Below are 22,585 nucleotides of genomic sequence, written 5' to 3'. Positions count from 1 at the left end.
ATCGAAGACCTTTCTGAAACCGATACGGTACAGTTTCTATTTAGCGGTGCGGCGCGAGTTGTGTCAAGAGCGGCAAGAGTTCCCATCGTCGGGAGTCGAGGCGCGGACGTGCCACGATGGACTGATGGCTGCATCGAACGAGTCGAACGACAGGCCCTACGCGGGGGTGACCGCCGCAGAACGTCGGCGGACTCGTCAGGGGCGGCTGGCCTCGGCCGTGCTGGACATCGTCCACGAGAAGGGCATCGAGTCGTTGGGCGTCTCAATAGTGTGCGAACGCGCGTCGGTGTCGAAGCGGCACTTCTACGAAACCTATGAGAATCTCGACGCTCTCTCCGGTGAGACACTCGCCGACGCTCTCGCCGAAGTCCGCGTCACCATTGCCGCCCACCAGGACGATCGAGACGACGCGGACGACGGAGCCGCTCTGCTACGCCGCGCCGTCAACGCCATACTCGCTACCTTCGATGACCCGCGAATGGCGAAACTCTACTTGGAGGCACCCGGGAATCGCGGACTGCGCAATGCGCGAGATCACGCGGTCACCGAATTCGTCGACCAGTTACTCCGATCCTTGGGCGGCGACCACGGCACTGATCCGCAGGCTCGGTTGATCGCGCAGCTACTGGTCGTCGGCACAACCGAAGTCGTCGCGATGTGGCTGCGAGGGGACTTGGATCTGACGCGAGAACAAGTTGTGGCGACTCTGGTTACGTTGGGCACTGATGCGATACGCCGGATAAGAACGCAGGCTTACGATGCCGCGAGTGATCAGGGTCGAGTCCCGATGCGTGGGGTAACGGGATGAAGGCCCGGCCGCGCAGAGGGCCGGGCATGGCCTGGATCAGGCAGGGGCCGGACGGGCCTTGTCGGTGGCGAGCAGCACGGCGATGGCGCCGAGGGCGGTGCCCATGAGGTAGCGCTGGGTGCGCAGCCACAGCGGGCGCGCGGCGAGGAAGGTGGCCAGGCCCGCGGCGCCGAGGACGATCATGGCGTTCACCGTGAGGGCCACCGTGATCTGGATCGCTCCCAGCGACAGGCTCTGCAGCCAGAGGGCGCCGCGAGCGGGGTCGACGAACTGGGGGATCAACGCCATGTACATGATCGCGATCTTCGGGTTGAGCAGGTTGGTGGCCAATCCCATCGTGAACAGTCGCCGCGCGGGGTCGTGCGGCAGGTCGGCGGGCGCGAACACCGAGACCCCGCCCGGCCGGATCGCCTGCCAGGCCAGCCACAGCAGGTAGGCCGCCCCCGCCAGCTTCACCGCCAGATACAACCCGGGAACAACCGCGAACACCGCCGTGATCCCCGCCGCGGCCGCCATCAGATAGACCCCGAACCCCGCCGCGACCCCCAGCAGCGAGATCATCCCCGCTCGACGCCCCTGCGCGACGGTGCGCGAGACCAGATACATCATGTTCGGTCCCGGCGTCAGCACCATGCCGAGCGCCGCCGCCGCAACCCCGAGAACCGCCGTTGTCTGAAGCATGCACTGAGTTTTACCTGGTCAGGTCCCAGTTGTCGCGGTCCAGTCGGCACCCGCTGGACCGGTGCTCACCGCTCGCACACCATCGCCGCACGAGCCATGTCGGACCAGGTCCGTACAATCGAACGAGCCGCCCACCAGGGCATGGCACATCAACTCAGAGCATCCAGGCCGAACGCAACCCCGCACAGGGCGAGTCTTACGAGCCCGTTCGGGGCCGCCCCCTCGACTCAGCGCTCGAGGCGCATGCGCCGTAGGCGCGAGTCTCGAGTGCTGAATCGAGGGGTTACAGGCCCCGAAACCCGCGGCCCCGGCCGCAAAGGAGTCCAGTGACCGACGGTCCGCTGATCGTGCAAAGCGATAAGACCCTGCTGCTCGAAGTCGACCACGAGCTGGCAGGCAACGCGCGGCAGGCCATTGCCCCGTTCGCGGAGCTGGAGCGCGCGCCCGAGCATGTGCACACCTATCGGATCACGCCGCTGGCGCTCTGGAATGCCCGCGCGGCCGGCCACGATGCCGAGCAGGTCGTGGACGCGCTGGTGAACTTCTCGCGGTACGCCGTGCCGCAGCCGCTGCTCGTCGACATCGTCGACACGATGGGTCGCTACGGCCGATTGCAGCTGGTCAAACATCCAGCGCACGGCCTGTGCCTGATCAGCCTGGATCGCGCGGTGCTCGCGGAAGTGTTGCGGCACAAGAAGATCGCACCGATGCTGGGCGCTCGCGTCGATGACGACACCGTGATCGTGCACCCGTCCGAACGCGGGCACATCAAGCAGATGCTGTTGAAGATCGGCTGGCCCGCGGAGGACCTGGCCGGTTATGTCGACGGCGAGGCGCACGACATCGGCCTCGATTACACCGAGGGCAAGTGGCACCTGCGCGACTACCAGGAGATGGCCGCCGACTCCTTCTGGGCGGGCGGTTCCGGGGTGGTCGTGCTGCCGTGTGGCGCGGGCAAGACCATGGTCGGCGCGGCCGCGATGGCCAAGGCGAAGGCCACCACCTTGATCCTGGTCACCAACACCGTGGCGGGCAGGCAGTGGCGGCGCGAACTGCTGGCGCGCACCACGCTCACCGAGGAGGAGATCGGCGAATACTCCGGCGAGCGCAAGGAGATCCGCCCGGTCACCATCGCCACCTACCAGGTCATCACGCGTAAATCGAAAGGTGAGTACAAGCACCTCGAGCTGTTCGACAGCCGCGACTGGGGCCTGGTGATCTACGACGAGGTGCACCTGCTGCCCGCGCCGGTCTTCCGGATGACCGCCGACCTCCAGTCGCGCCGCCGACTCGGTCTCACCGCCACACTGGTGCGTGAGGACGGCCGCGAGGGCGACGTGTTCTCGCTGATCGGCCCGAAGCGCTACGACGCCCCGTGGAAGGACATCGAGGCGCAGGGCTGGATCGCGCCTGCCGACTGTGTCGAGGTGCGGGTGACGCTCACCGACGCGGAGCGGATGGCCTACGCCGTCGCCGAGCCGGAGGAGCGCTACAAGCTGTGCTCCACCGCGCGCACCAAGATCCCGGTCGTCGAGTCCATCCTCGCCCGCCACAAGGGCGCGCCGACCCTGGTGATCGGCGCCTACCTGGATCAGCTCGACGAGCTCGGTGTCGACCTGAACGCTCCGGTCATCACCGGCGCCACCAAGAACCGGGAACGCGAGGCGCTGTTCGATGCCTTCCGCTCCGGTGAGGTCCCGGTGCTGGTGGTGAGCAAGGTCGCCAACTTCTCCATCGACCTGCCGGAAGCGTCTGTGGCGGTGCAGGTTTCGGGTACCTTCGGCTCCCGCCAGGAAGAGGCCCAGCGCCTCGGTCGACTGCTGCGGCCGAAACAGGATGGGGGGCAGGCCCATTTCTATTCGGTGGTCGCGCGCGACACGCTCGACGCCGAATACGCCGCGCACCGGCAGCGCTTCCTCGCCGAGCAGGGCTACGCCTACCGCATCGTCGACGCCGACGACCTGCTCGGTCCGCCCATCGGAGACGGCGTGTAGCACTGTTCGCCAGGTCAAAGGGGGGTAGCGTGCGATGTGCGAACCCCTCGGCAGATAAGTGGAGGCAATTCCTCCGCAACTTGTGCTAGGAAGGAAGGCGTGCGCCGCTTCGAATTCGTGGTCGACCGTGAACACGCTCATGCGGTCAATGAGACGTTCACCGGGTTGCGCAGGTTGCGCCTGGTAGCACTGCTGGTCGCCGGTCTCGCCGTGGCGGCCACGGCGGCGCTGGTGTGGAGCGGGCAGGCGTGGGGTTTTCTGCTCGCGGTGGTGTGCGTGCTCGTCGCGGCCATCGCGCTGTGGGTGGCATTGTGGACGCCGCACCGTTCCAGCATCGAAAAGCTCTACCACGACGGCGTTCTCGTACCCGCCGTCGTCAGCGATGCCGAGCCGGGCGGCATCGTGTTGCTCGCCCTGGTCGATATCGCCGAACCCGCCGCCTCGGAGCGCAGTTGGGCGCTGATCACCCGCAAGGTGCGCGCGCTGCCCGGCCACACACCGCAGCGGGGTGAGCGAGTGCCCGCCGTCGCGGTGCGCACCGATCGCGCCCCTCGCCAGGTCGGCGAACGGTGGCAGCTGGTCACGGCCATGCCGATCGCCTGGGGCACGCGGGACGACGCGGTGATCGAGCGGGCCTGCGACGCCATCAACGAGGTCGAATGGCGGCTGCTCACGCAGAACCTGGCGCTGGCCTCACGGGTGAAGCGCACGGCGACCAAACGCCTGCTGCTCGACCCGCAGCAACTGCCCACCGACCTGGGCTAGGCGTACCGCGGCCCATCAGGGCCCGCGCGCGCCTGCGACGATGGTCGGGTCCGTGCGATCCGCCTCGGCGAAAGGTGTCTTCGGCATGCGTTGGTCGGCCGGGTTGTGCGTGGTGTTCGCGCTGGTGGCGCTGGGAATTCCGCCGGTGGCGGCGGATTCGGCGTTGATCGGGGCGCCCGGGCTGGGGGATCCCTACTATCCGCTCGACGGCAACGGTGGCTACGACGTCACCCACTACGACGTGTCGATCGACTACGAACCCGGTGATCACCAAATGCGCGGCACGGCCCGCATCGATGCTCGTGCGACCCAACCCCTGGCGCAGTTCAACCTCGACTACAGCGGGCCCGAGGTGCTGATGGTGACGGTCAACGGTCAGCCCGCCGGGTTCGCCCACGACGGCGAGCACGAACTGGTGGTCACGCCCCTGCTAGCCCTGCCACCCGGACTTCCGATGCGGATCATCGTCGACTACGCGGGCGGGGCCGCCGATACCGAAGGCGCGGGCTGGACCTACGCACCCAGCGGCGGCGCCTTCGCCGCCGGCGAGCCGCACAGCGCGAGTACCTGGTACCCGCTCAACGACACCCCGATGGACAAGGCGACTTTCACCCTGCACGCCACGGTGCCCGCCGAGTGGGAGGTCATGTCGACCGGTGATCGCATCGAGCATGTGGTGCGAAACGGCCGACTGGTCACCACGTGGGAGACACGACAGCCCACGATCGGCTACCTGACCACAGTCGCGGTGGACCATTTCACCTTTCTCGAGCAGCGGCGGGCGAACGGGACCACGGTGCTCAGCGCGTTCGCGCCGGAATCGGAGGGCAATCGCGAGGAGGAACAGCGGCTGCCCGAGATCCTCGACTTCCTCGAAAATCTTTACGGTCCCTACCCGTTCGACGTGGCCGGTGGGATCTATGTGGACACGGAGCTGCCGTTCTCGCTGGAGACCCAGACCCGCCCCATCTACGCGCCGTGGACCGACCTGAACACGGTGGTGCACGAGCTGGCCCATCAATGGTGGGGCGACACGATGTCGGTGCGGCAGTGGTCCGACATCTGCCTCAACGAGTGCTTCGCCAGCTATACCGCCGACTATCTGTGGCCGGAGCGAGTCGACCACGCCGATGTCGACACCGAGTACCGCGAGACGATCGCGAAATACCTCGACGAGCCGAAGTTCTGGAAAATCGCGCTGGCCGCTCCCGGCGTCGGCGACGAGTTCACCTCCGTCTACTACCGGGGCCCGCTGTTCCTGCACGCGCTGCGCAAATTGATCGGTGAGGACGTGTTCTTCACGGCGATCAGGGATTTCGTGAACGCGCACCGCGACGGCCACGCCTCGATGCCGGAGTTCCGGGAATTTCTGCAGAGCCGGACCTCGATGCCGCTGGGTGAGTTCCTGGCCGAATGGCTCGATGGGACGAGGCCGCCGCGTGACGCGTTCCTCTATCCGGGCACCCTGGGCCCCTAGTCCTCGCTCAGTCGCGCGCGGGCTCGCTCGACCCAGCGCTGCATCCGGTCGAATTGACTACGCGCGGCGGTGAATTCACCACGCGCTCGATGTTCGGCGGTGTGGGCGAAATGGCGTTGCTGCTCGGCGTGTTCGAGCTCGTCGCGGAGGTCGGCGATGCGGGTCTCGATCTCGTCGAGGTCGGACTTCGCCTGTGCGGCAGCGGCTTCGGCCTCATCGCGATCGACGCGGGCTGCCGCCAAACCGGATTCGGCGTCATCGAGTTCCTGTTGGGCCTCGGCTCGCCGATCGGCGTCGGTGTTCTTCGGGGTGGGTTTGCTCGCGCGCTTGGGCGCGGCTTTTCCGCCGGTGATCGCGACCAGACCGGCTGGGCCGAAACCGTCGTAGGTGACGGTGGTCGGCAGCACACCGGCACGAACCAGGTCGGCGACATCGGAGTCGGCCAGCGCCGCGGTGAGGGTCTGGCCGACCTCGCGCAGCACCTGTTCGCTCGCCGGACGGTCGTGTTCGGCGGCCAGTTCGGCGGCGCGCTTGGTCATCGCGTTCACGACCTGCTGACGCTGGGCGCCGAGGGCGCGCAGCTTGTCGCCGGAGAGTTGCCGTTGGGCCGACCGGAGGGCATCGCCGAGATCGAGGAGGGTGGCGATCTCCCGCGGTGCGTGGTGGGCCAGCAGGTTGACCGTCCAGGCGGCGACCGTAGGTTTGCGCAGGGCGGTGATGGCCTTGGCCAGGTCGCGGTCGCCATCGGCGCGGGCCTGGGCGGCGCGCGCGGCGCGGGTCGACACGAAGTCGCCGGGGTCGAGGGTGTACAGCTCGCCTGCGACATCGTCGAGGGTCATGTTGTGATGGTAGACAGCTTGCTCGACGGGGGAGCGCGGGCTCGGGGCACTTGGGTATCGTCACCGACGTTGTGTTCACCCTGAACCGTTCGGTGAGTGAGGTTTTCAGTGATTTTCCCGGAGAAGCGGCTGTTGGCGCGGATCGTGCTCGGCCCGGTGGCCGCGATGGCCCTGGTCGGTGCCGTGGTTTCGTGCTCGTCCGATGACTCGTCGTCGGCCGGTGCTGTCGCGGTGGGGTCGTGCGTGGAGGTCAGTGACAACGCCGCCGACGCGATGAAGGCGACGGTGGGCGACTGCTCGTCGGCGAAATCCGGCTACCGGATCGCGAAGGTCGGCACGGCGGACTGCGCGGCCGACAACGCCGCCTTCAACGGCACGGTCGGGGACGCGAAGAACACCCTGTGCCTGGCGCCCAACTTCGCCGAGGGCAGCTGCTACGCGGATGCGGGCAATCGGCCGGCGAAGTCTGTCGCCTGTACCGCGCCCGAGGCCACGTTCAAGGTGGTCAAGCGGATCGACGGGCAGACCGATGAACTGCTGTGCGGGGTGGACGCCACGCAGTTCCGGACGGTGCCCGATCCGAAGACGACCTTCTGCATGGCGAAGCCCTAATCGAGCAGGGCCACCGACGCGATTCGGTGGAGGGTGAAGTGGCGGGTGGCCCCGCTGACCGGGTCCACCGCGTCCAGCTGGCCGTTGCCGACGCGCAGCGGCTCGACCACCCGCTGGGTTGCTACGCCCTGGGCGTCCACATAACCGATGTTCACCGGGCGGCCCACCCTCGCTGCCAGTTGGAGCAGGGCGAGGGTGGCCGCGGTGCCGGTGCGGCTGCCGTCGGTGCGGACCGAGCGGCCGGTGCGGGCACCCGCCGCGCGTTCGCCCGCGCGGAGTTCGGTGACCAGTTGGGAGAGTTGGTCCTCGTTCGGCGGGGTCGGGCGGTACGGCCTGCGGGCCAGGGGGCGGACCGAAATCCGCGCGCCTCGCGGGCGCAGGTCGACGATGGTGCCGCCGGAATCCTCGCCCGCGGGAGCGAAGCCCGCTTTGCGTAGTTGGTCGAGCATTTCGCTCAGCGGGGCCAGGGCGATCGCCACGGTGGGGGCGATCGCGCGTAGCGCCAGGGTGTCGGCTACCGGGGCGGCGAGGACCTGGGCCAGCAGCGCGGGGTCGTCGCTGCGGAGGAAGGACTGGGCCATGCCGACCCGGAGTTGGCCGTGGCGGCGGGCCACATCGTCGATGAGGTAGGTCAGCGACTGCGGCACGGGGGTGCGGGAGTGGGTGGCGAACAGGGCGTGGAGTTCGGCGGCGGTGAGACCGGCGTCGAGGGCGCGCCGGACCGTGGCGTCGCTGACTCGGTACACCGTCGCGGCGCCCGCCGATTCGACGTTTGCCACCAGGGCGATCTTGCCGCGGAGTTCCGGGACCAGGGGGCCGGGCGCGATCACGGTCAGGTCGGCTTGGACCAGGACGTGGTCGACCGGTTTCGGCAGCGCCGCGGCCATCTCCGATTCGGCGTCGGCGACGGAACCGTGCAGCAGGGCCCTGGCGGCGGAGTCGAGAGCGCCGCGGCCCAACAGGCCGACGACCGCAGCTTCGGCGAGCGTCGCGGTGACGGCTTCGAGGCGGAAATGTCTGCGGCGGCGTGGCATCCGCCAGGCCAGCAGCTTGCCGATGTCGGCGGGCGTCACGGCGGTGCCGGTCGGGTACTCGGCGAGCAGGCCGAGGATCGCCGCGCGGTCACGCACCGCATGGGGGACGCGCAGCTCCGCCGACAGGGCCGCGAGCGGCTTGTCGGCGGCGTCGCGCAGGCCGATCATCCACGGCATCCGATCCAGTTCCAGCCACGCTTGCGCCAGCGTCACCCAGCGGGTCGAGGGCGGGGCGTCGAGCCAGGCATCCGCGGCGGGCGTCGGTGCCCAGAAGTCGTCGGTGGAGTCGTGGTCGGGCGTCGGCTCCGGCAGGCCCTTTTCGACGAGTTTCGCGGCGGCCAGCAATTCGAGCAGCAGGCCGGTGCGCTGTTCGTCGATGCCGGTCTGTTTGGCCAGTCTGCGCAATTCGCGCACGCCGAGTCCGCCTGCGCGCAGCGAAGGGGCGGGCAGGTTGCCGAGAGCGTCGATCAGGTCGCCCGCGTCGCGCAGCAGTTCGCCGACCTCGCCCGCGCCCACGGCATTCACCTCGGTGGCGGCGTTCTTGACGAGTGCGGGTTTGGGCGGGGCGAGCGCGTGCGGGTCGGTGACGGGTTCGCCGCGCAGGATCTGGCCGACGGTGACGGGCAACTCCACGGTCTCGTCGTCGATCCAGTGCAGCAGCCGCGCGGCGAGCAGTCGCGGCACCGGACGATCGGGGTCGGTGCCCGGTGCGGCATCCCTGGTGCGACCGCGCGGGCCGGTGGTCGCGAGTTTGTCCAGCAGCGCGCGTTCGGGCGGGCTCGCGGTGGCCAGCGCCGTGGTGACCTCGGGCTCGGTGAGGGCGTCGGGGAGCGCTGTCGTCGCGCCGAGCGGCCAGGGGAGGGCTTCGGCGGCGCTGGGTGTGAGGTCTAGGTCGTCGCCGACCTGCCAGACGAGTGCGCGGTCGAACAGCCGGGTCAGCGCGGCGGTGAGCGCGGTCTTGGTGACGCGACCCTCGAGCTGCGCGTGCAGGGTGGTGCGAGTGAGCGGGGTGAGTTCGGCGCCGATGGTGCGGGCGTCCTCATTGGCCGTGAGCGCCTCGATGATCGCGAACTCGAGGGTGTCGAGGTCGTCGGCGGCCCGCAGCACCGACGCGCGCTGCTGGGCGCGCACCGCGAGCACCGACATCGACGCGGGCAGCGGCACCGCCAGGTCGGGCCGCAACTGCAGCAATTTCACCAGCTGGGCATCGGTGCGCGCACCGAGCCAATCGGCGAGAGAGTCTGTCGCGATCACCGATCGAGCCTACAGTTCTCGGCCGCCTCGATCGGGACTGAGCGAAGGGCGCGACGAAGGAGTGCCTGTAGGGAGGGAAGATCGAGGCCTCCAGGCCGAGAACTGCGGCGCCAGCCGCTGATGGGCACTGTGTTGGGTATGCCAGAATGAGCCGGTGGTGAACAAATCGAAGAAACCCTACGTCGACAACGGCTGGCCCGAGGTGGCCGACGGCGAGCACGCCGTGACCGAACTGTCGTCGACCCGTGCCGGTAATCTCTCGCCTTTCGGTGAGGACACCGAGTTTCCCGTCCCGGCCGCAACGCTGCCGTACGTGCACCCCCAGACCACCATCAACCGGGTGTAATTCGGACGAGAAAAACAAGAGCCCGCATCCTCGAGGATGCGGGCTCTTGTTATGTGCGCGGGCGATCAGGAGGGCAGCAGACCCTTGTTCGCCTGGAAGAAGTCGATCACGGCCGGGTCCAGCGGAGCACCCTTGGCGGAGTTGACGAAGTCGAGAGCCTGCTGCGGCACGGCGATGCCCTGCTGCTGCACGACGGTGAGTGCGCGGTCGACGGCCGAGAACACTTCCTGGCTCGGATCCTGGACCTGCGGCACGTTGACCTGCGGTGCCCAGCTCGGCGCCGAGGGAGCGACACGCTCGGACGGTCCGCTGCTCAGACCCAGCTGCGAGGAGCAGGAGGGCCAAGCGCCCCAACCCTGGGAAGCGAGAACCTTTTCGGCGACCACGATCTGCTGTTCGCGGGTGGCCTGGTTGGCGGAGGCGGCGTATTCGCCACCACCGTGCGCGGTCCAGGTGGAGGGCGAGAACTGCAGCCCACCCTGGAAACCGTTGCCGGTGTTGATACCCCAGTTGCCGCCGGCTTCACACTGTGCGAGGCGATCCCAGTCGGAGTCAGGGGCCGCGCTGGCGTTTCCTGCGAGGGCTGCGGCTGCGGTGCCGAAGATCGCGCCGGTGACGGCGACCTTGGCAGCAGTGCGCCCGGTGGAAGTCGGCTTGCGGTGGCGTCCACTCATATCGGGTTTCTTCCTCTCGTTCGCACCTGCATGTGGCCCGGACTGAGAGGTCTCCCGGTCCGCCCTCATCCCTTGTTTCCAATCGGGGTCCGGTACCCGCGGGGTGAGGTTCGGTGCGGCGGGCCGGTGGTTCCGGGGGTTACCCCGGCTGAGAGAAACGGTACGACGGTCAGCGGCGAATGTCACTATTTGGTAACCGGCGGGTCCCGGGGGGTCTCGGGGTCGTCTCAGGGTGATCCCTGATGCGTCCGCGCAGGTAGTCGCGGTGGCGAATGTGCGCTACGGCTGTGCGCTCACTTCGTAACCGGACCGTTATGTGACGAAGATCACATGTTTGGCTGGAAGGTATCTGGAGGGGTACCCGGTTGACGCATCAACGTGCGCGTCGGCCCGACCACAGCGCGAATATCAGCGCGAGCAGGAAGCCGACCGGCGCGAGCATCGCCAGGCCGTACAGCCACAGACCCGGATCGCTGTCGGACACGATCGGCGTCACGAAGATCCCGATCACCGCCAGGATTCCGATGCCGAACAGGGCGAGAGCCACGTGCAGGAGGCGATCGCCGGAGCGTCGAGGGCCGGGCGAGGCCGGATCTGGTGAGTTCGTCACCGGTGAACCGTAAAACTGATGTGCTCGCGTTATAGCCACCGGGGTAGACTCGCACCACATCGCGTCCCGCCTTGTTGGGGGGCGCGTTCTTTTCGCGACAAGCAAAATGTGTAACCCGGGCCACAAGGGTTCGGGTGCCGAATGATGAACGGGTGAGCGCAGTGCCGACCGGCCGGGTGAAGTGGTACGACGTCGAGAAGGGCTTCGGCTTCCTGTCTCAAGACGAGGGCGAGGACGTCTACGTGCGCTCGTCCGCACTGCCCGAGGGCGTCGAGGGACTCAAGCCCGGACAGCGTGTCGAATTCGGCATGGCCGCCGGTCGCCGTGGGCCGCAGGCGCTCAGTGTGACAGTGCTGGAGGCGCCGCCGACCGTCGCGCGCGACCGTGACCGTGGGCAGATGCCCGCGCGCAAGGACGCCGGGCCGCGCAAGTCGCCCGACGAACTGCACGGCCTGGTCGAGGACATGATCACGCTGCTGGAGAGCACCGTGCAGCCGGACCTGCGGCGGGGCAAGTACCCGGATCGCAAGATGTCCCAGCGGATTTCCGAGGTCGTGCGAGCCGTGGCTCGCGAACTCGACCACTGAGTCTCGACGAGACCGGCCCCGAACGCACGCGTTCGGGGCCGGTCTCGTTTTCTGGGTCAGGGCTCGCGCGGCTCCGGTTCGGGAGTGACGATCGACCAGGCGGCGTGGGGGACATAGGTCTCCCGGCCGGTGGCGATATCGCGGGCCAGGATCGGCAGCTGTACTTCGATGCCGCTCAGGCGCAGACCCGGTTCCGGATTCGACTCGATGGTCAATGCCCTGGCGCGGTCGGGGTAATCGGCGAAACTGAGCACCCGGTCCAGCTGTTCGCCGCTGGGGCGCTGGTAGATCAGCTGGATGAGCCACGGCGATTGGGAGATCGCGTCGGGCAGCGAGAGCTGCACGGGTTCACCGGCGGGGACGACGAGCGGCGCGGTTTCGCCGTAGCGACAGTCCTCCATCCTGACCGTGCAGTACATGAACGGGTCGACGGTGATGGTCGTGCCGTGCGCGTACGCGGTGAGCTTCGGATTGTGCGTGGGCGCCTTCGACACAGCGAAGGCCACCAGTCCCGCGGTCACCGCGACGACGGCGAACAGTCCGGCCGCGACCAGCGCGACGATCGTTCGAGCGTTGAGCTTGCTCACCAGGTGGGGTCTCCTGTCCCTCTCGGATGGGTGTTGGGCACTTCCTGCTCGACGTGCTGGGGGCGATTGCCGCCCAGACCCGGCAGCAGCGAGTGCCCGGTATAGCTGACGAACGTCTGCAGCAGACCGGCCAGCAGGATCACGCTGATCAACGCGAAACCCTTCCAGTACTCGATCGGCATCAACACACCGGCCGCCCCGCCGACGACCCAGCTCAGTTGCAGCACGGTCTCCGAGCGGCCGAAGCCGGACGCGATCGACTCCGGTGGGAGGTCGTCCTGGATGGCGGCGTCGAGGGATACCTTGGCGAGCGCGCTGGCCGCCGAGGCCACCAGCGCGGCCACGGCGGCGCCGAACAGGTTTCCGGTGAACGCGGCGAACAGCGCCACCACCGCGCACGCGCCGGTGCAGCCGAGTACCACCGGCGACGGTCTGCCCAGTTGCAGTCGGGCGCCGGTCGCATTGCCGCTGAAGTTGCCGATGCCCGCCGCCGCGCCGACCAGGCCGAGCATCGCCGCCTGTTCGGTGGGGCTGCCGCCGGAACCCTTGGCCACGAAGGCGATGTAGAAGGTGAGGAACCCGGTGAGCACCCGAATCGAACTGTTGCCCCACAGACCGGTGACCACGGCTCGGCCCAGCGGCTGACGCCGTTTCCGCGCGGGCACCGGGGAATCCTGGCCACGTTCGATGACCTCGGTGTTGGCATCGGGGCCGTGATAGGTCAGTGTCGCGGGGACCTCGCCCTCGGTCACCTCGACCCAGCTCGGAATGCGCAGACTGAGATACGCGCCCGCGATGGCGATGCCGGTGGCGAAGATCAACGCACCGGTGGAACCAGCGATCAGGGCGGCGAGCGCGGCCAGCGCACCCGCGCCGATGGTGCCGCCGACCAGGCCGAAGACGGTGAGCCGGGAATTGGTGCGGACCAGGTCGATATCCGGTGGCAGCACGCGCGGAGTCACCGCGCTCTTGAGGACCGCGAAGGATTTCGAGCCGACCATCATGCACAGGGCGAGGGGATACAGGCCCCAGGTGTCGATGTTGAAGATCAACAGCAGCGCGAAACCCGCGCGCAGGCCGAAGGTCGTCGCCAGCGCCAGCCTGCGACCGCGTTGCAGGCGGTCGAGCAGCGGACCGATCAGGGGCGCGATCAGCGCGAACGGGGCGATGGTGATCAGCAGGTACAGGGCCACCTTGGTTTTGGATTCGGCGGTGGCGCTGGCGAAGAACAGGGTGTTGGCCAGGGCGACGGCGATCGCGGCGTCGAGCGCGAAGTTCGCCATGGTGGCGTAGGTGAGCGCGGTCAGGCCGGACTGATCGGCCCCGTCCGCCTTGGCGGCGCGCTGGAAGGTGGCGATGCCGCGTTCGGTGAGTTCACGGCTGCGCATGGCGGCTACGCGGGTGACGGTGAGTTTGCGCGGGACGCGCTGGTTGATCGGGTCGTCGACGCCTTCGTCGCGGGGGAAAGGGCGGGTGCCATCCGGGCCGGTGCCATCGCGATCCGGGATCGACCGTGGCTGCTCGTCACGAGCCGGGTCGGCGTGCCATCGCTCGTCGCGTGGTGCGGCCGGTCGGCCCCGCTCGTCGGCGGGCGGACTCGGATGCTCGCTGCGCGGTGGAACCGGTCGGCTCTTCGGATACTCCGTCGGTGCGCGCGCGGCTTTACCCGCTGTCGGCACAGGGGTGGTCGGGGCGGCCGGGTCGACGGGGCGGTTGCGGCGGAACAGGCTCTTCGACCGGCCCGTCGGCGGCTCGGCGGGCAGCGGCCGTTCGGGCCGGGGGAAGACCTTGCGCGGTGCGCGCGGCGGGTACTGCCCGTAGCCGGGGTGCGGGTCGGCGGCAGTACCGTCCCGGCGACCACGGTCGGGACCGGATGGATCGCGGGGCGTAGTCACAAGTCCAATTCTGTCGCACTCGGGCTGTGCGTGTTCACTCGCGCCGCGGCAATGTCGGCCACATCGTCCTGATTCACCCTGTGGAGGTACCCCTATTTCTCGACGAAACGTACTTCGAACATGCGCGGCCAGTATTTTCCGGTCAGCAGGAAACGATCGGTGCCGGGTAGGTGAGCGATGCCGTTGAGCACATCGGTGCCCGCTCGTTCAGTGGGTGTGAGCAGCCCGGCCGCCTCGATGACGGCGAGAATCCGGCCGGTCTCGGGATCGATGTGCAGTATTTCGTCCGTCGGGTAGTTGTTCGCGTAGACCGTGCCGTCCTCGGCGCAGTCCAACTCGTTCGGCTTCGGATCGCGATAGCCGGACAGGGTCACCGCACCGGTCTGCGCGAAGGTCACCGGGTCGCGGAAGGTGAGCGTGCCGGTGCCGTCGCTCATCACCAACCGGTGTGGTTGCGCGCACAGACCCCAGCCCTCGCCCGCATAGGCGGCGCGACCGGTTTCGGCGAGGGTCACCGGGTCGCGGGCGATGGCGAAGCCGTCCTGCCACGTCAGCTGCCAGACGATCGCGCCCGCCCGGGTCATGCCCTCGCCGAACACCCGGCCGGGTAGGTCGACGCGGGCTGTTTCGGCGCCCGTGCGCTGGTCGGTGGCCCGCGCGGTCGACACGCCCCACATGCCGGTGCTCTCGTAGCGGATGCCGTCGACCACTTCCAGGCCCTGGGTGAAGGCCTGTGGATCGTGCGGTGACGAGCCGATCACCTCGACGCGCAACCGCGCCGGACCGGGCTCCTCGGGTCCGCCACAAGCCCCCGCGCCGAGCACACTGACCAGCACTGCGACGGCCAACGAACTGCGATTGCACTTCATACGGCAAAATGTATGTCGTGAGCGCAGTATCTGTTTCGGAGTCCGGCGTGCGTCCCGTTCTGGCCGACGCGGCCGAGGTCGCACGTCGTGCGCTCGTCGCGTTGGAACCCGACGGGGTAGGAGTCCATCTGGGGGTGAGCGCCGAGGACGACACCGCGGCCACCCACCGGTTCGAGGCGACCCTGCCCGGCTACCGCGGCTGGCAGTGGGCCGTCGTGGTCGCCGCGCCCCCGGGTGCCGACCACGCGACGGTGAGCGAGTCGGCGTTGTTGCCTGCCCTCGATGCCCTGATCGCCCCCGATTTCATCCCGTGGGACCAGCGTGTGCGCCCCGGCGACCTAGGCCCCGGCGACCTGCTCGCCACGCCCGCCGACGACCCCCGCCTCGTCCCCGGCTACGTGGCCACCGGCGATCCGGTGATCGACGAGGTGGCCCGCGAGGTCGGCCTCGGCCGCGTGCAGGTTCTCAGCGTCGAAGGTCGCGCCGATGCCGCCGAGCGGTGGTTCACCGAGTTCGGCCCCGATACCGAGATGGCCAAGGCCGCCCCGGCGCCCTGCGGCATGTGCGGCTTCTACCTGCCGCTGGCCGGCGCCCTGCGCGAGTCCTTCGGCGTCTGCGGCAATGCGATGGGCGCCGACGGTCACGTCGTCCACATCGCCTACGGCTGTGGCGCCCACTCCGATGTGGTCGCCCCCAGTGGCAACGGATCGCCGCTGTACGAGGCGTTCGACGACCATGCGGTGGACTTCGTCGACATCGTCCGCCCGGCTGTCGAGAAGGCGATCGACGAGGCCGAGTCCCAGGTGGCCGCCGAAGACCCGGCAACGACCGTCGACGATGCCGCGCCCGAGACCGCCGACGCCGCAACAGCGGTCGTGGAGGTTGTCGCCGAGACGACCGCCGACCCCGCGATCGAGGTTGTGGAGGTTGTCGCCGAGACGACCGCCGACCCCGCGATCGAGGTTGTGGAGATCGCGGCTGAAACGATGACCGACCCGGCGACCCCGGTCTCCGCGACCGAGCCGAGTCCTGACTCGTTGACCGCGGTCGGCGAGGCAGCGGCCGAGCAGGCGGGCGATCAGCAGGAAACCGCCGAGGCCGCGGCAGTGGCCGCGGTGGACGCCGAGCGTTCGGCGCTCGCCGAGGGTGCGCTGCCGGAAACGGCCGAAGAGGTCATCACGGCCGAGACCGCACCGGTCACCGAGGCCGCGGAGTCCGCTGACGCCAGTGAGCACGGATCGTCGGTGTCGAGCTGAACGGAGCGGGGGACCCGTTCGGTACTGCGCAGCTGCGGGCCGGAGTACTCGCGGCGTGGCGGGATTCGCCGACGCGGTTGCGGGAGGACAGTGCCAGTGAGGCGGATCTGGTGGCCTCGGGCTACCGGGATCGGTTGCTCACCGAACTCGCGCAGAACGCGGCCGACGCCGCGGCGAAGGCCGGAGTCGCGGGCGCGCTGACCGTGCGGGTGCTCGACGGCCGTTTGCACGTCGCGAATACCGGTGCGCCGTTGAGCGTTTCCGGTGTGCACGCGTTGACGGCACTGCGTGCCTCCGGCAAGGCCGACACCACCCAGGTGGGCCGCTTCGGCGTCGGCTTCACCGCCGTGCGGTCCGTCGGCGACGAGATCGAGGTCCGCTCGACGACCGGATCCCTCCGCTTCTCCCGCGTGGCGACACTGAACGCCTTGCACGACACCGGCATCGGCATCCCCGACGACCTGGCCGCCATCGCGCCCCCGGTCCTCCGGCTCGCCTGGCCGGTGCCGACCACCCCACTCGCGGGCACCGACACCGAGATCGTCGTCCACCTCCGCGACGACATCGACGCCACGGCCCTACTCGACGCCATGCGAGCCGAGGCCCCCGACCTCCTCCTGGAACTGCCCGCCCTACAGCGCATCCGAATCGAATCCGACGAATTCACCAGCGCGATTGAGATTCTCGCTACCGACCAACCCGCTGGTGCCATTCGCTCCGACGCCGCGCTGTCGAGCGTCACCGCCACCACCGTCGCATCGGCTGGCACCACTGACGCTTCAGCTGGCACCACCGCCGGTCCGACCGGCACCAACGCCGCTACGGTCGGCACAGTCGATGCCGCCACGGTCGACGCCGCTGCCGTGGCCGACGAGACCGGCACCCTCTCCCAGCTGACGATCACCCTCCCGTCCGGCACGCGCCGAACCTGGTGGCAGTACCGCACTCCCAGGTCCCGCTGGCTACTCCCGCTGCGCGAGGGCCGCCCCGTCGCGACCGCCCCGGACGTCCTGCGCGCCCCCACCCGCTCCGACGAGGAACTCTCCCTCCCCGCGATCTTGGTTGCCGACATCGCCATGCAACCCGATCGCCGCCGTCTCCTCCCCGGCGCCCGCCTCACCGAATTGGCAACGGGCTACGCGGATTTCGCTCGCGCTCTCCCGCCGCGGGACCGTCTCGTCCTGGTCCCCACCCCCGGCTTCGCCCGCAGCGAAGCCGACGCCCTCCTCCGCGAAGCGCTGATCACCGAGCTTCGCACCAACCCCTGGCTCCCGGTCTGTGCCGCCCGCACCGCCGAACCGGCGGACTCGTGGGACCCCATGGAGCCCGCACCGGACCATGCCGAACCCGGCGGCACAACGGGCGAATCGGTAGCGCCCGGCGGCATCTCCGCCTCCGTCGATCCCGCTGAATCCACGCCGGTCGGCAAGGCTGTCCCCGACCTCATGGATCTGTTCGCGGCTGACGAGGCCGACGGCTCTCACCCCACGACGACGTTCGGACCGGGCGAATCCGCACCGTACAGCGACCCTTTCGCGTCGGCGGAGTCGTCCACGTACGAACCGGCCGCAGCGAACTCGCCGTGTAGCACGCCCACACGGGCGAGCGTATTCCCCGATCTCACACCGGAATTGGCCGCGATCCTGGCCGAGATCACCGGTCCGCTGGTGATTCCGGAGCTGTCCGGCCGCGCCGGTCAGGACAAGCTGGCGGTCCTCGACGTCCATCGGCTCGGGCCTGCCGCGCTGGCCGAGCTGTCGAGCGGGTTGCACCGTGAACCACGGTGGTGGCGGCGGTTTTACGCGACCCTCGAACCGTTCGTGGTCGATACCAGGACCGCCGAGGAATTCGGCGCGCTGGCCGTCCCGCTGACCGACGGACGGTTGGTCACCGGCCCCCGGACCGTGGTGCTCGATGATCAGCTCACGGTGGCCGTGCCGGTGCACTGGGCTCGCCTGGTCCACCCGGACGCCACGCACCCGCTCCTCGGTCGCCTGGGTGCCCGCAGCGCGAGTTCGGACGACCTGCTCACCGATCCCGCTCTGCACGACCTGCTCGAGCACGATCCGGCCGACCCGGACACGGTCGCCGCGGTACTCCAGCTGGCGCCCTACGCCTCTGCCGGCTCGCTGCCCGACTGGCTCGGCCTTCTCGAATTGCTCGACGACACAGGCGAACTGAGCCCCGCCGACGAGCTGCTGCTCCCCGGGGCGCCGCTGGCGGAGGTCCTGGCGGCCGATGCCCCCTTCGGCACCGTCGCCGACACCGTCGTCGCCGAGTACGGCGAGCAAGCGTTGCGCGCGATCGGTGTCGGCTGGGGCTTCGCGGTACTCACCGATCCAGAGCCGATCGGCCCCGACCACGACCTCGACGACGAACAGTCCTGGTGGAACAGCCTTTCCGAAGACCCCCGCGAGCTCACCGCGGTACGCGACCTCGACCTGGTCGACGAAGACCGCTGGCCACAAGCCCTGCGCCACTTGCTGTCCGAGCCACGCACCCGCGCGCTGCTTGCCGATCGAGACGGCTACACCACCTGGTGGCTGCACCGCCACGCCCACATCGACGGCATCCCGCTCGGCCGACTCCACCACCCCGACGACAACGAATTCGCCGGGCTCCTACCGGTGTTCGCGGCATTCGGCATCGACGGCACCGACCTCGACGCGCTGCGCCCCGCGCTCGTCCGCCCCGACGTCATGTCCGCCGAGCTGGCCGAGGAACTGCTCGACGCGCTGGCCGATCCGTCGAAATCGCCTGCCCCCGAGGTGATCGCCCGCACCAATGCCCGCCTTGCCGCGGCGGTCGCGGCCGGCGTCCTCGATCCGCGCGAACTCGATCTCCCCGAGCAGATCCGCGCCCTGTCCGGCGACGTCGTCGACGCGAGCACCGCCATGGTTCTCGACCAGCCCTGCTTCGGCTTGGTCGTCCCGCCACAACGCCTCGTCGTCGGCGACACGGCACACGCCGAGGCGCTGGCCACCTTGCTCGATCTCCCGCTGGTCTCGGAGGAGATCAGCGGCGAGGTGCTCGGGACCGGCCGCCGGAGCACCTGGGCCGCAGAACCTTTGGGCGTAGTGCTGCGCCAGCTGTGGTCTCCGCGCGACAGCACCGGCGAGCTGGTCCTGCACGAGACTCTCGAAGTGCATCTGCGGGGCGCGCTCTCGGGCACCGTCCGCGTCCCGTGGTGGTGCGAAGGCGATGTCGTCCACGTGCAGGTGCCGCGCGGGTAGATCCGCGTCGACCTATGCCGCGTGGGCGGTGATCATCTCGGCGAGCAGATCGAGCTGAGTCTGCACGGATTCGCTGTCGTCATCGACCAGCCACCGCAGCACGATCCCGTCGATCACATTGAGCATGAATCGGCTCAGCGTCGGCACCGGTGTGTTCCATCGCGTTTCGGTCGCCCCGCTGCATTGGTTGATCACATCGGCGATGGTGCTGTCGTTGAACCCGTACTGCTCGCGGGCGATCGCCAGCTTGGCCGGTGTCGACTCACCCTCGCGCAGCGCGTAGGTGGTGGTCTCGTAGGTCAGCAACTGTCGTTCGGGAGTGGCTTCGATGTTGCGCCACATCAGTTCCAAACCGCGGCGCACCAATTTCTGAAGTGCTTCTTTTCCTGTTCCGGCGTCGTCCCATACCGATTCATCGGCATCGACGGAATCGCGCAATTCCATTGAGAGCGCTTTGACCAGCTCGGTCATCAGCGCGTCCTTGTTTTCGAAACAGTAATGCACCACACCTAACGAGACACCGGCCGCTTGGGCGACATCGCGCGTGGTCACGCCCGCCACGCCCTTTTTCTCGGCGAGACCGATCGCTGCCTCGATCAGGTGGGCTCGTCGTTCTTCGACGCTCAATCGGGAGGACACTGTGCGAGTTAAGCGCCCACGCCACGAACAGTCAATTCGCCGGTCCGCCAGAAAATCCTGGACATTTGACCAGTTGATGTGGTTGTCTCCGAAATGGAAGTTACGAAGGAGTCGCCCGATGTCCCTGTCCCGCCGCACGATGCTTGCCGCCTCGGCACTGAGTGCCAGCGCCCTGCCCGTCATCTCCACCATGGGAATGCCGGTCGCACATGCGAATCCGGAGGGATTCGAATTCGGGCTCGGTATCGCCGACCTCACGGGCCCGGCCGCGGAATGCGGCATGATGGGCTACTCGCAGTTCGAACAGGCCACAGCGGGAATTCATCTGCGCCCGCGCGCTCGCGCGTTCGTGATCGGGGCGCGCGAAAATCGGATCGCACTCGTCGCGGTGGAGAACGGTGCGTTGTTCGGCTCGGTCCACGGCGCGGTGCTGCTGGCGCTCGCCCGCCGTTTCGGCGATCGATACTCCGAACGAAATGTCGTCCTCACCTCCACGCACACCCACGCCAGTTGCGGTGGTTCCGCACACGACTACGCCTACACGCTGGCGACGATGGGATTCCAGCAGCAGGTCTTCGACGCCGAGGTCGACGGGATCGTGGAGGCGATCGTCGCGGCCGACGCGGATGTCGCGCCGGGTTCCATCACCCTCGGCCGCGCGCAATTGCACGACGCCAGCGTGAACCGCTCGCGCGTGGCCTTCGACCGCAATCCGGCCGCCGATCGCGCGGTCTTCCCCGACGCGATCGACCCGGCGGTGACCACGTTGGAGTTCGCCAGGAAAGGCCGTCAGGTCGGTGCGCTCACCTGGTTCGCCACCCACAACACCTCGATGACCAACGCGAACCGCCTGATCAGCTCCGACAACAAGGGCTACGCCAGCTACGCCGCCGAACACCTCGAACACGGCGTCCGCCACCTCGACGGCGCCGACTTCATCGCCGCCTTCGCGCAGACCAATGCCGGTGACATGTCGCCCAATCTCGGCCTCACGCCCGGCAACGGACCGACCACCGACGAGTTCGCCAACACCAGGATCCTCGGCGAACGCCAGCACCACGCGGCGAAACAGGCCGCGGCGCAGGGCACCGCGCAGCGGGCCGAGGTGGCCTCGATGCTCTGCTACATCGACCTCGCCGCGCTGACGATCGACGGCCGCTTCACCCCCGACGGCGCCCCGCGACGCACCGCCCCGGCCGCGGCTGGCGTCTCCCTGGCGGCGGGCAGTGTCGAGGACGGACCCGGCCTGCCCGGCGGCCCGATTCCCGAAGGCGTGCGCAACCCGATGGTCGACTTCCTCGGCGGCATCGACCATCCGCACCCCGCCTGGCTCGCCGACGCCCAAGCCCCCAAAGCGATCTTCGCCCCGCTCGGGTTGATGCCGCCGGTGCCGTGGGTGCCCAATGTGGTGCCGATCCAGCTGGTTCGCATCGGCGACCTGTATCTGGCCGCGGCCGGCGGGGAATTCACGATCGTCGCGGGGCTGCGCGTGCGTCGCGCGGTGGCGGCGGTGCTCGGCGTCGAGTTGGAGCAGGTGCTGCTACAGGGCTATTCGAACAGCTACCACGAATACGTCACCACGCCGGAGGAGTACGACGCGCAACAGTACGAGGGCGCCTCGACGCTGTTCGGCCGCTACACACTGTGCGGGTATGTGCAGGAATTCACGAGACTGGCAGAGGCGTTCGCGGCGGGGCAGACCGTCGGTCGCGGCCCTGCGCCGCGCGATGTCTCCGCGCTGCAGCCGAACTTCGCCGCCGTGCCGGGCCCCGACGCGACCCCGCCGGGTCGTGGGTTCGGCGATGTCCTGGTCCAGCCCGCGTCCTGTCGACGGGGCGAACAGGCGGTGGTCGAATTCGTCTCGGCCCACCCGAAGCACAATCCGCGCCGGGGCGACACCTTCCTGCACGTGCAGCGACAGACTCCGGCGGGTTGGGCGCGGGTAGCCAACGAGGGCGAGTGGGACGTCCGTTTCCACTGGCGCAAAGAGGGCGACGCGGTCTCGATCGCCCGCTTCACCTGGGATATCCCCGCGACGGCCGAACCGGGCAGGCACCGATTCGTGCACTACGCCGACGTATTGGGCGCCGACGGCACGCTCCGTCCCCTCACCGGGACCAGTGACGAATTCGAGGTGGCCTAGTCGGTGTCGAGTCCCACCTGGGCGCCCTTGTCGCCACGTCGCGCGGAACGCCGCTGCGCGAGGAAGATCGACGACCCCAGCACTCCCACCACGAGCCCCATCAGGCACACCGGGAGGGCATCGGCCCAGCTCTCGTTCATCCACACGACCACGGTCGCGATAGCCCACAGGGCGAAGCCACCCAGCACTACGGGGCGCGGGTCGACCAGGATTCGGGGCAGCTGAGGTATCTCGGGACTGACAGGTCCGGCGTCCATACCCAAACAGTAGCGGTGTGAAACC

Annotated in this window: 19 protein-coding genes and 1 pseudogene; 10 read left to right on the top strand and 10 right to left on the bottom strand. The window is 68.8% G+C overall.

The genetic code is table 11. The features are described from left to right. Positions 1-46 precede the first annotated feature (46 nt). Positions 47-808 carry a TetR/AcrR family transcriptional regulator gene (locus ASD42_RS19575; RefSeq protein ID WP_056818646.1) on the top strand — a complete coding sequence of 254 codons (762 nt, stop codon included), beginning with the start codon at positions 47-49 and terminating at the stop codon, positions 806-808. A 36-nt stretch (positions 809-844) separates the two neighbouring features. Here ASD42_RS19575 and ASD42_RS19570 read toward each other — a convergent pair whose 3' ends face one another. Next, complete coding sequence (locus ASD42_RS19570) at positions 845-1,489, bottom strand: LysE family translocator (RefSeq protein WP_056818643.1); 645 nt, start codon at positions 1,487-1,489, stop codon at positions 845-847. 326 nt (positions 1,490-1,815) lie between these two features. On the opposite strand from ASD42_RS19570, the gene ASD42_RS19565 reads away from it, so the two are divergent. The 3 genes from ASD42_RS19565 to ASD42_RS19555 all read left to right on the top strand — a co-directional run bounded on the left by ASD42_RS19565 (position 1,816) and on the right by ASD42_RS19555 (position 5,725). Beyond that, positions 1,816-3,483, top strand: a complete 1,668-nt coding sequence (locus ASD42_RS19565; RefSeq protein WP_056818641.1) for a DNA repair helicase XPB — start codon at positions 1,816-1,818, stop codon at positions 3,481-3,483. A 99-nt stretch (positions 3,484-3,582) separates the two neighbouring features. Beyond that, positions 3,583-4,248, top strand: a complete 666-nt coding sequence (locus tag ASD42_RS19560; protein ID WP_056818639.1) for a DUF3239 domain-containing protein — start codon at positions 3,583-3,585, stop codon at positions 4,246-4,248. Positions 4,249-4,333: 85 nt separating this feature from the next. Next, on the top strand, positions 4,334-5,725 hold the full coding sequence (locus ASD42_RS19555) for a M1 family metallopeptidase (protein WP_056819307.1): 1,392 nt from the start codon (positions 4,334-4,336) through the stop codon (positions 5,723-5,725). Here the strand turns inward: ASD42_RS19555 and ASD42_RS19550 are convergent. Next, positions 5,722-6,564 (bottom strand): hypothetical protein, encoded by an 843-nt coding sequence (locus ASD42_RS19550; protein WP_056818638.1) that lies wholly within the window; start codon positions 6,562-6,564, stop codon positions 5,722-5,724. The genes ASD42_RS19555 and ASD42_RS19550 overlap by 4 nt on opposite strands. Positions 6,565-6,660: 96 nt before the next feature. Between ASD42_RS19550 and ASD42_RS19545 the strand changes: the two genes are divergently transcribed. Beyond that, entirely contained in the window at positions 6,661-7,176 is a 516-nt protein-coding gene (locus ASD42_RS19545) for an LppU/SCO3897 family protein (protein ID WP_131816667.1), read from the top strand. Here the strand turns inward: ASD42_RS19545 and ASD42_RS19540 are convergent. Then, the gene (locus ASD42_RS19540) at positions 7,173-9,464 is read right to left on the bottom strand and encodes a helicase-associated domain-containing protein (protein ID WP_056818636.1); all 2,292 of its coding nucleotides are present in this window, start codon (positions 9,462-9,464) and stop codon (positions 7,173-7,175) included. The genes ASD42_RS19545 and ASD42_RS19540 overlap by 4 nt on opposite strands. A gap of 154 nt (positions 9,465-9,618) precedes the next feature. Between ASD42_RS19540 and ASD42_RS19535 the strand changes: the two genes are divergently transcribed. Beyond that, positions 9,619-9,810 (top strand): hypothetical protein, encoded by a 192-nt coding sequence (locus ASD42_RS19535; protein ID WP_056818634.1) that lies wholly within the window; start codon positions 9,619-9,621, stop codon positions 9,808-9,810. A 65-nt stretch (positions 9,811-9,875) separates the two neighbouring features. On the opposite strand, the gene ASD42_RS19530 is transcribed toward ASD42_RS19535, so the two are convergent. Continuing rightward, complete coding sequence (locus ASD42_RS19530; RefSeq protein ID WP_056818632.1) at positions 9,876-10,484, bottom strand: transglycosylase family protein; 609 nt, start codon at positions 10,482-10,484, stop codon at positions 9,876-9,878. A 373-nt stretch (positions 10,485-10,857) separates the two neighbouring features. Then, entirely contained in the window at positions 10,858-11,094 is a 237-nt protein-coding gene (locus ASD42_RS19525; protein ID WP_056818630.1) for a hypothetical protein, read from the bottom strand. Positions 11,095-11,255: 161 nt separating this feature from the next. Here ASD42_RS19525 and ASD42_RS19520 point away from each other — a divergent pair, with 161 nt between their 5' ends. Then, positions 11,256-11,681 carry a cold-shock protein gene (locus ASD42_RS19520; RefSeq protein ID WP_056818628.1) on the top strand — a complete coding sequence of 142 codons (426 nt, stop codon included), beginning with the start codon at positions 11,256-11,258 and terminating at the stop codon, positions 11,679-11,681. 56 nt (positions 11,682-11,737) lie between these two features. Here the strand turns inward: ASD42_RS19520 and ASD42_RS19515 are convergent, their stop codons facing one another. From ASD42_RS19515 to ASD42_RS19505, 3 genes are all read right to left on the bottom strand, one after another. Further along, entirely contained in the window at positions 11,738-12,268 is a 531-nt protein-coding gene (locus ASD42_RS19515) for a DUF2771 domain-containing protein (protein WP_056818626.1), read from the bottom strand. Beyond that, entirely contained in the window at positions 12,265-14,163 is a 1,899-nt protein-coding gene (locus ASD42_RS19510; protein WP_056818625.1) for an MFS transporter, read from the bottom strand. The genes ASD42_RS19515 and ASD42_RS19510 overlap by 4 nt, the downstream gene beginning before the upstream one ends. A 92-nt stretch (positions 14,164-14,255) precedes the next feature. Beyond that, the gene (locus ASD42_RS19505; protein WP_056818623.1) at positions 14,256-15,032 is read right to left on the bottom strand and encodes a glutaminyl-peptide cyclotransferase; all 777 of its coding nucleotides are present in this window, start codon (positions 15,030-15,032) and stop codon (positions 14,256-14,258) included. Between the two features lie 8 nt (positions 15,033-15,040). On the opposite strand from ASD42_RS19505, the pseudogene ASD42_RS35345 reads away from it, so the two are divergent. Then, a pseudogene (locus tag ASD42_RS35345) lies at positions 15,041-15,889 on the top strand (DUF3027 domain-containing protein); the annotation flags it as partial. A 395-nt stretch (positions 15,890-16,284) separates the two neighbouring features. After that, positions 16,285-19,521 (top strand): sacsin N-terminal ATP-binding-like domain-containing protein, encoded by a 3,237-nt coding sequence (locus ASD42_RS19495; RefSeq protein WP_200950484.1) that lies wholly within the window; start codon positions 16,285-16,287, stop codon positions 19,519-19,521. Between the two features lie 12 nt (positions 19,522-19,533). Here the strand turns inward: ASD42_RS19495 and ASD42_RS19490 are convergent, their stop codons facing one another. Beyond that, positions 19,534-20,343 (bottom strand): TetR/AcrR family transcriptional regulator, encoded by an 810-nt coding sequence (locus ASD42_RS19490; RefSeq protein ID WP_235569709.1) that lies wholly within the window; start codon positions 20,341-20,343, stop codon positions 19,534-19,536. Between ASD42_RS19490 and ASD42_RS19485 the strand changes: the two genes are divergently transcribed. Beyond that, entirely contained in the window at positions 20,279-22,303 is a 2,025-nt protein-coding gene (locus ASD42_RS19485) for a neutral/alkaline non-lysosomal ceramidase N-terminal domain-containing protein (RefSeq protein ID WP_056818620.1), read from the top strand. The genes ASD42_RS19490 and ASD42_RS19485 overlap by 65 nt on opposite strands. Here ASD42_RS19485 and ASD42_RS19480 read toward each other — a convergent pair. Continuing rightward, entirely contained in the window at positions 22,300-22,560 is a 261-nt protein-coding gene (locus ASD42_RS19480; RefSeq protein WP_056818618.1) for a DUF2530 domain-containing protein, read from the bottom strand. The genes ASD42_RS19485 and ASD42_RS19480 overlap by 4 nt on opposite strands. Between the last annotated feature and the right edge of the window lie 25 nt (positions 22,561-22,585).

The sequence above is a fragment of the Nocardia sp. Root136 genome (genome assembly GCF_001427185.1).
Taxonomy (GTDB): Bacteria; Actinomycetota; Actinomycetes; order Mycobacteriales; family Mycobacteriaceae; genus Nocardia; species Nocardia salmonicida.
Note: the sequence above shows the minus strand (reverse complement) of the source record. Positions and strands in the feature narration are given on the sequence as shown.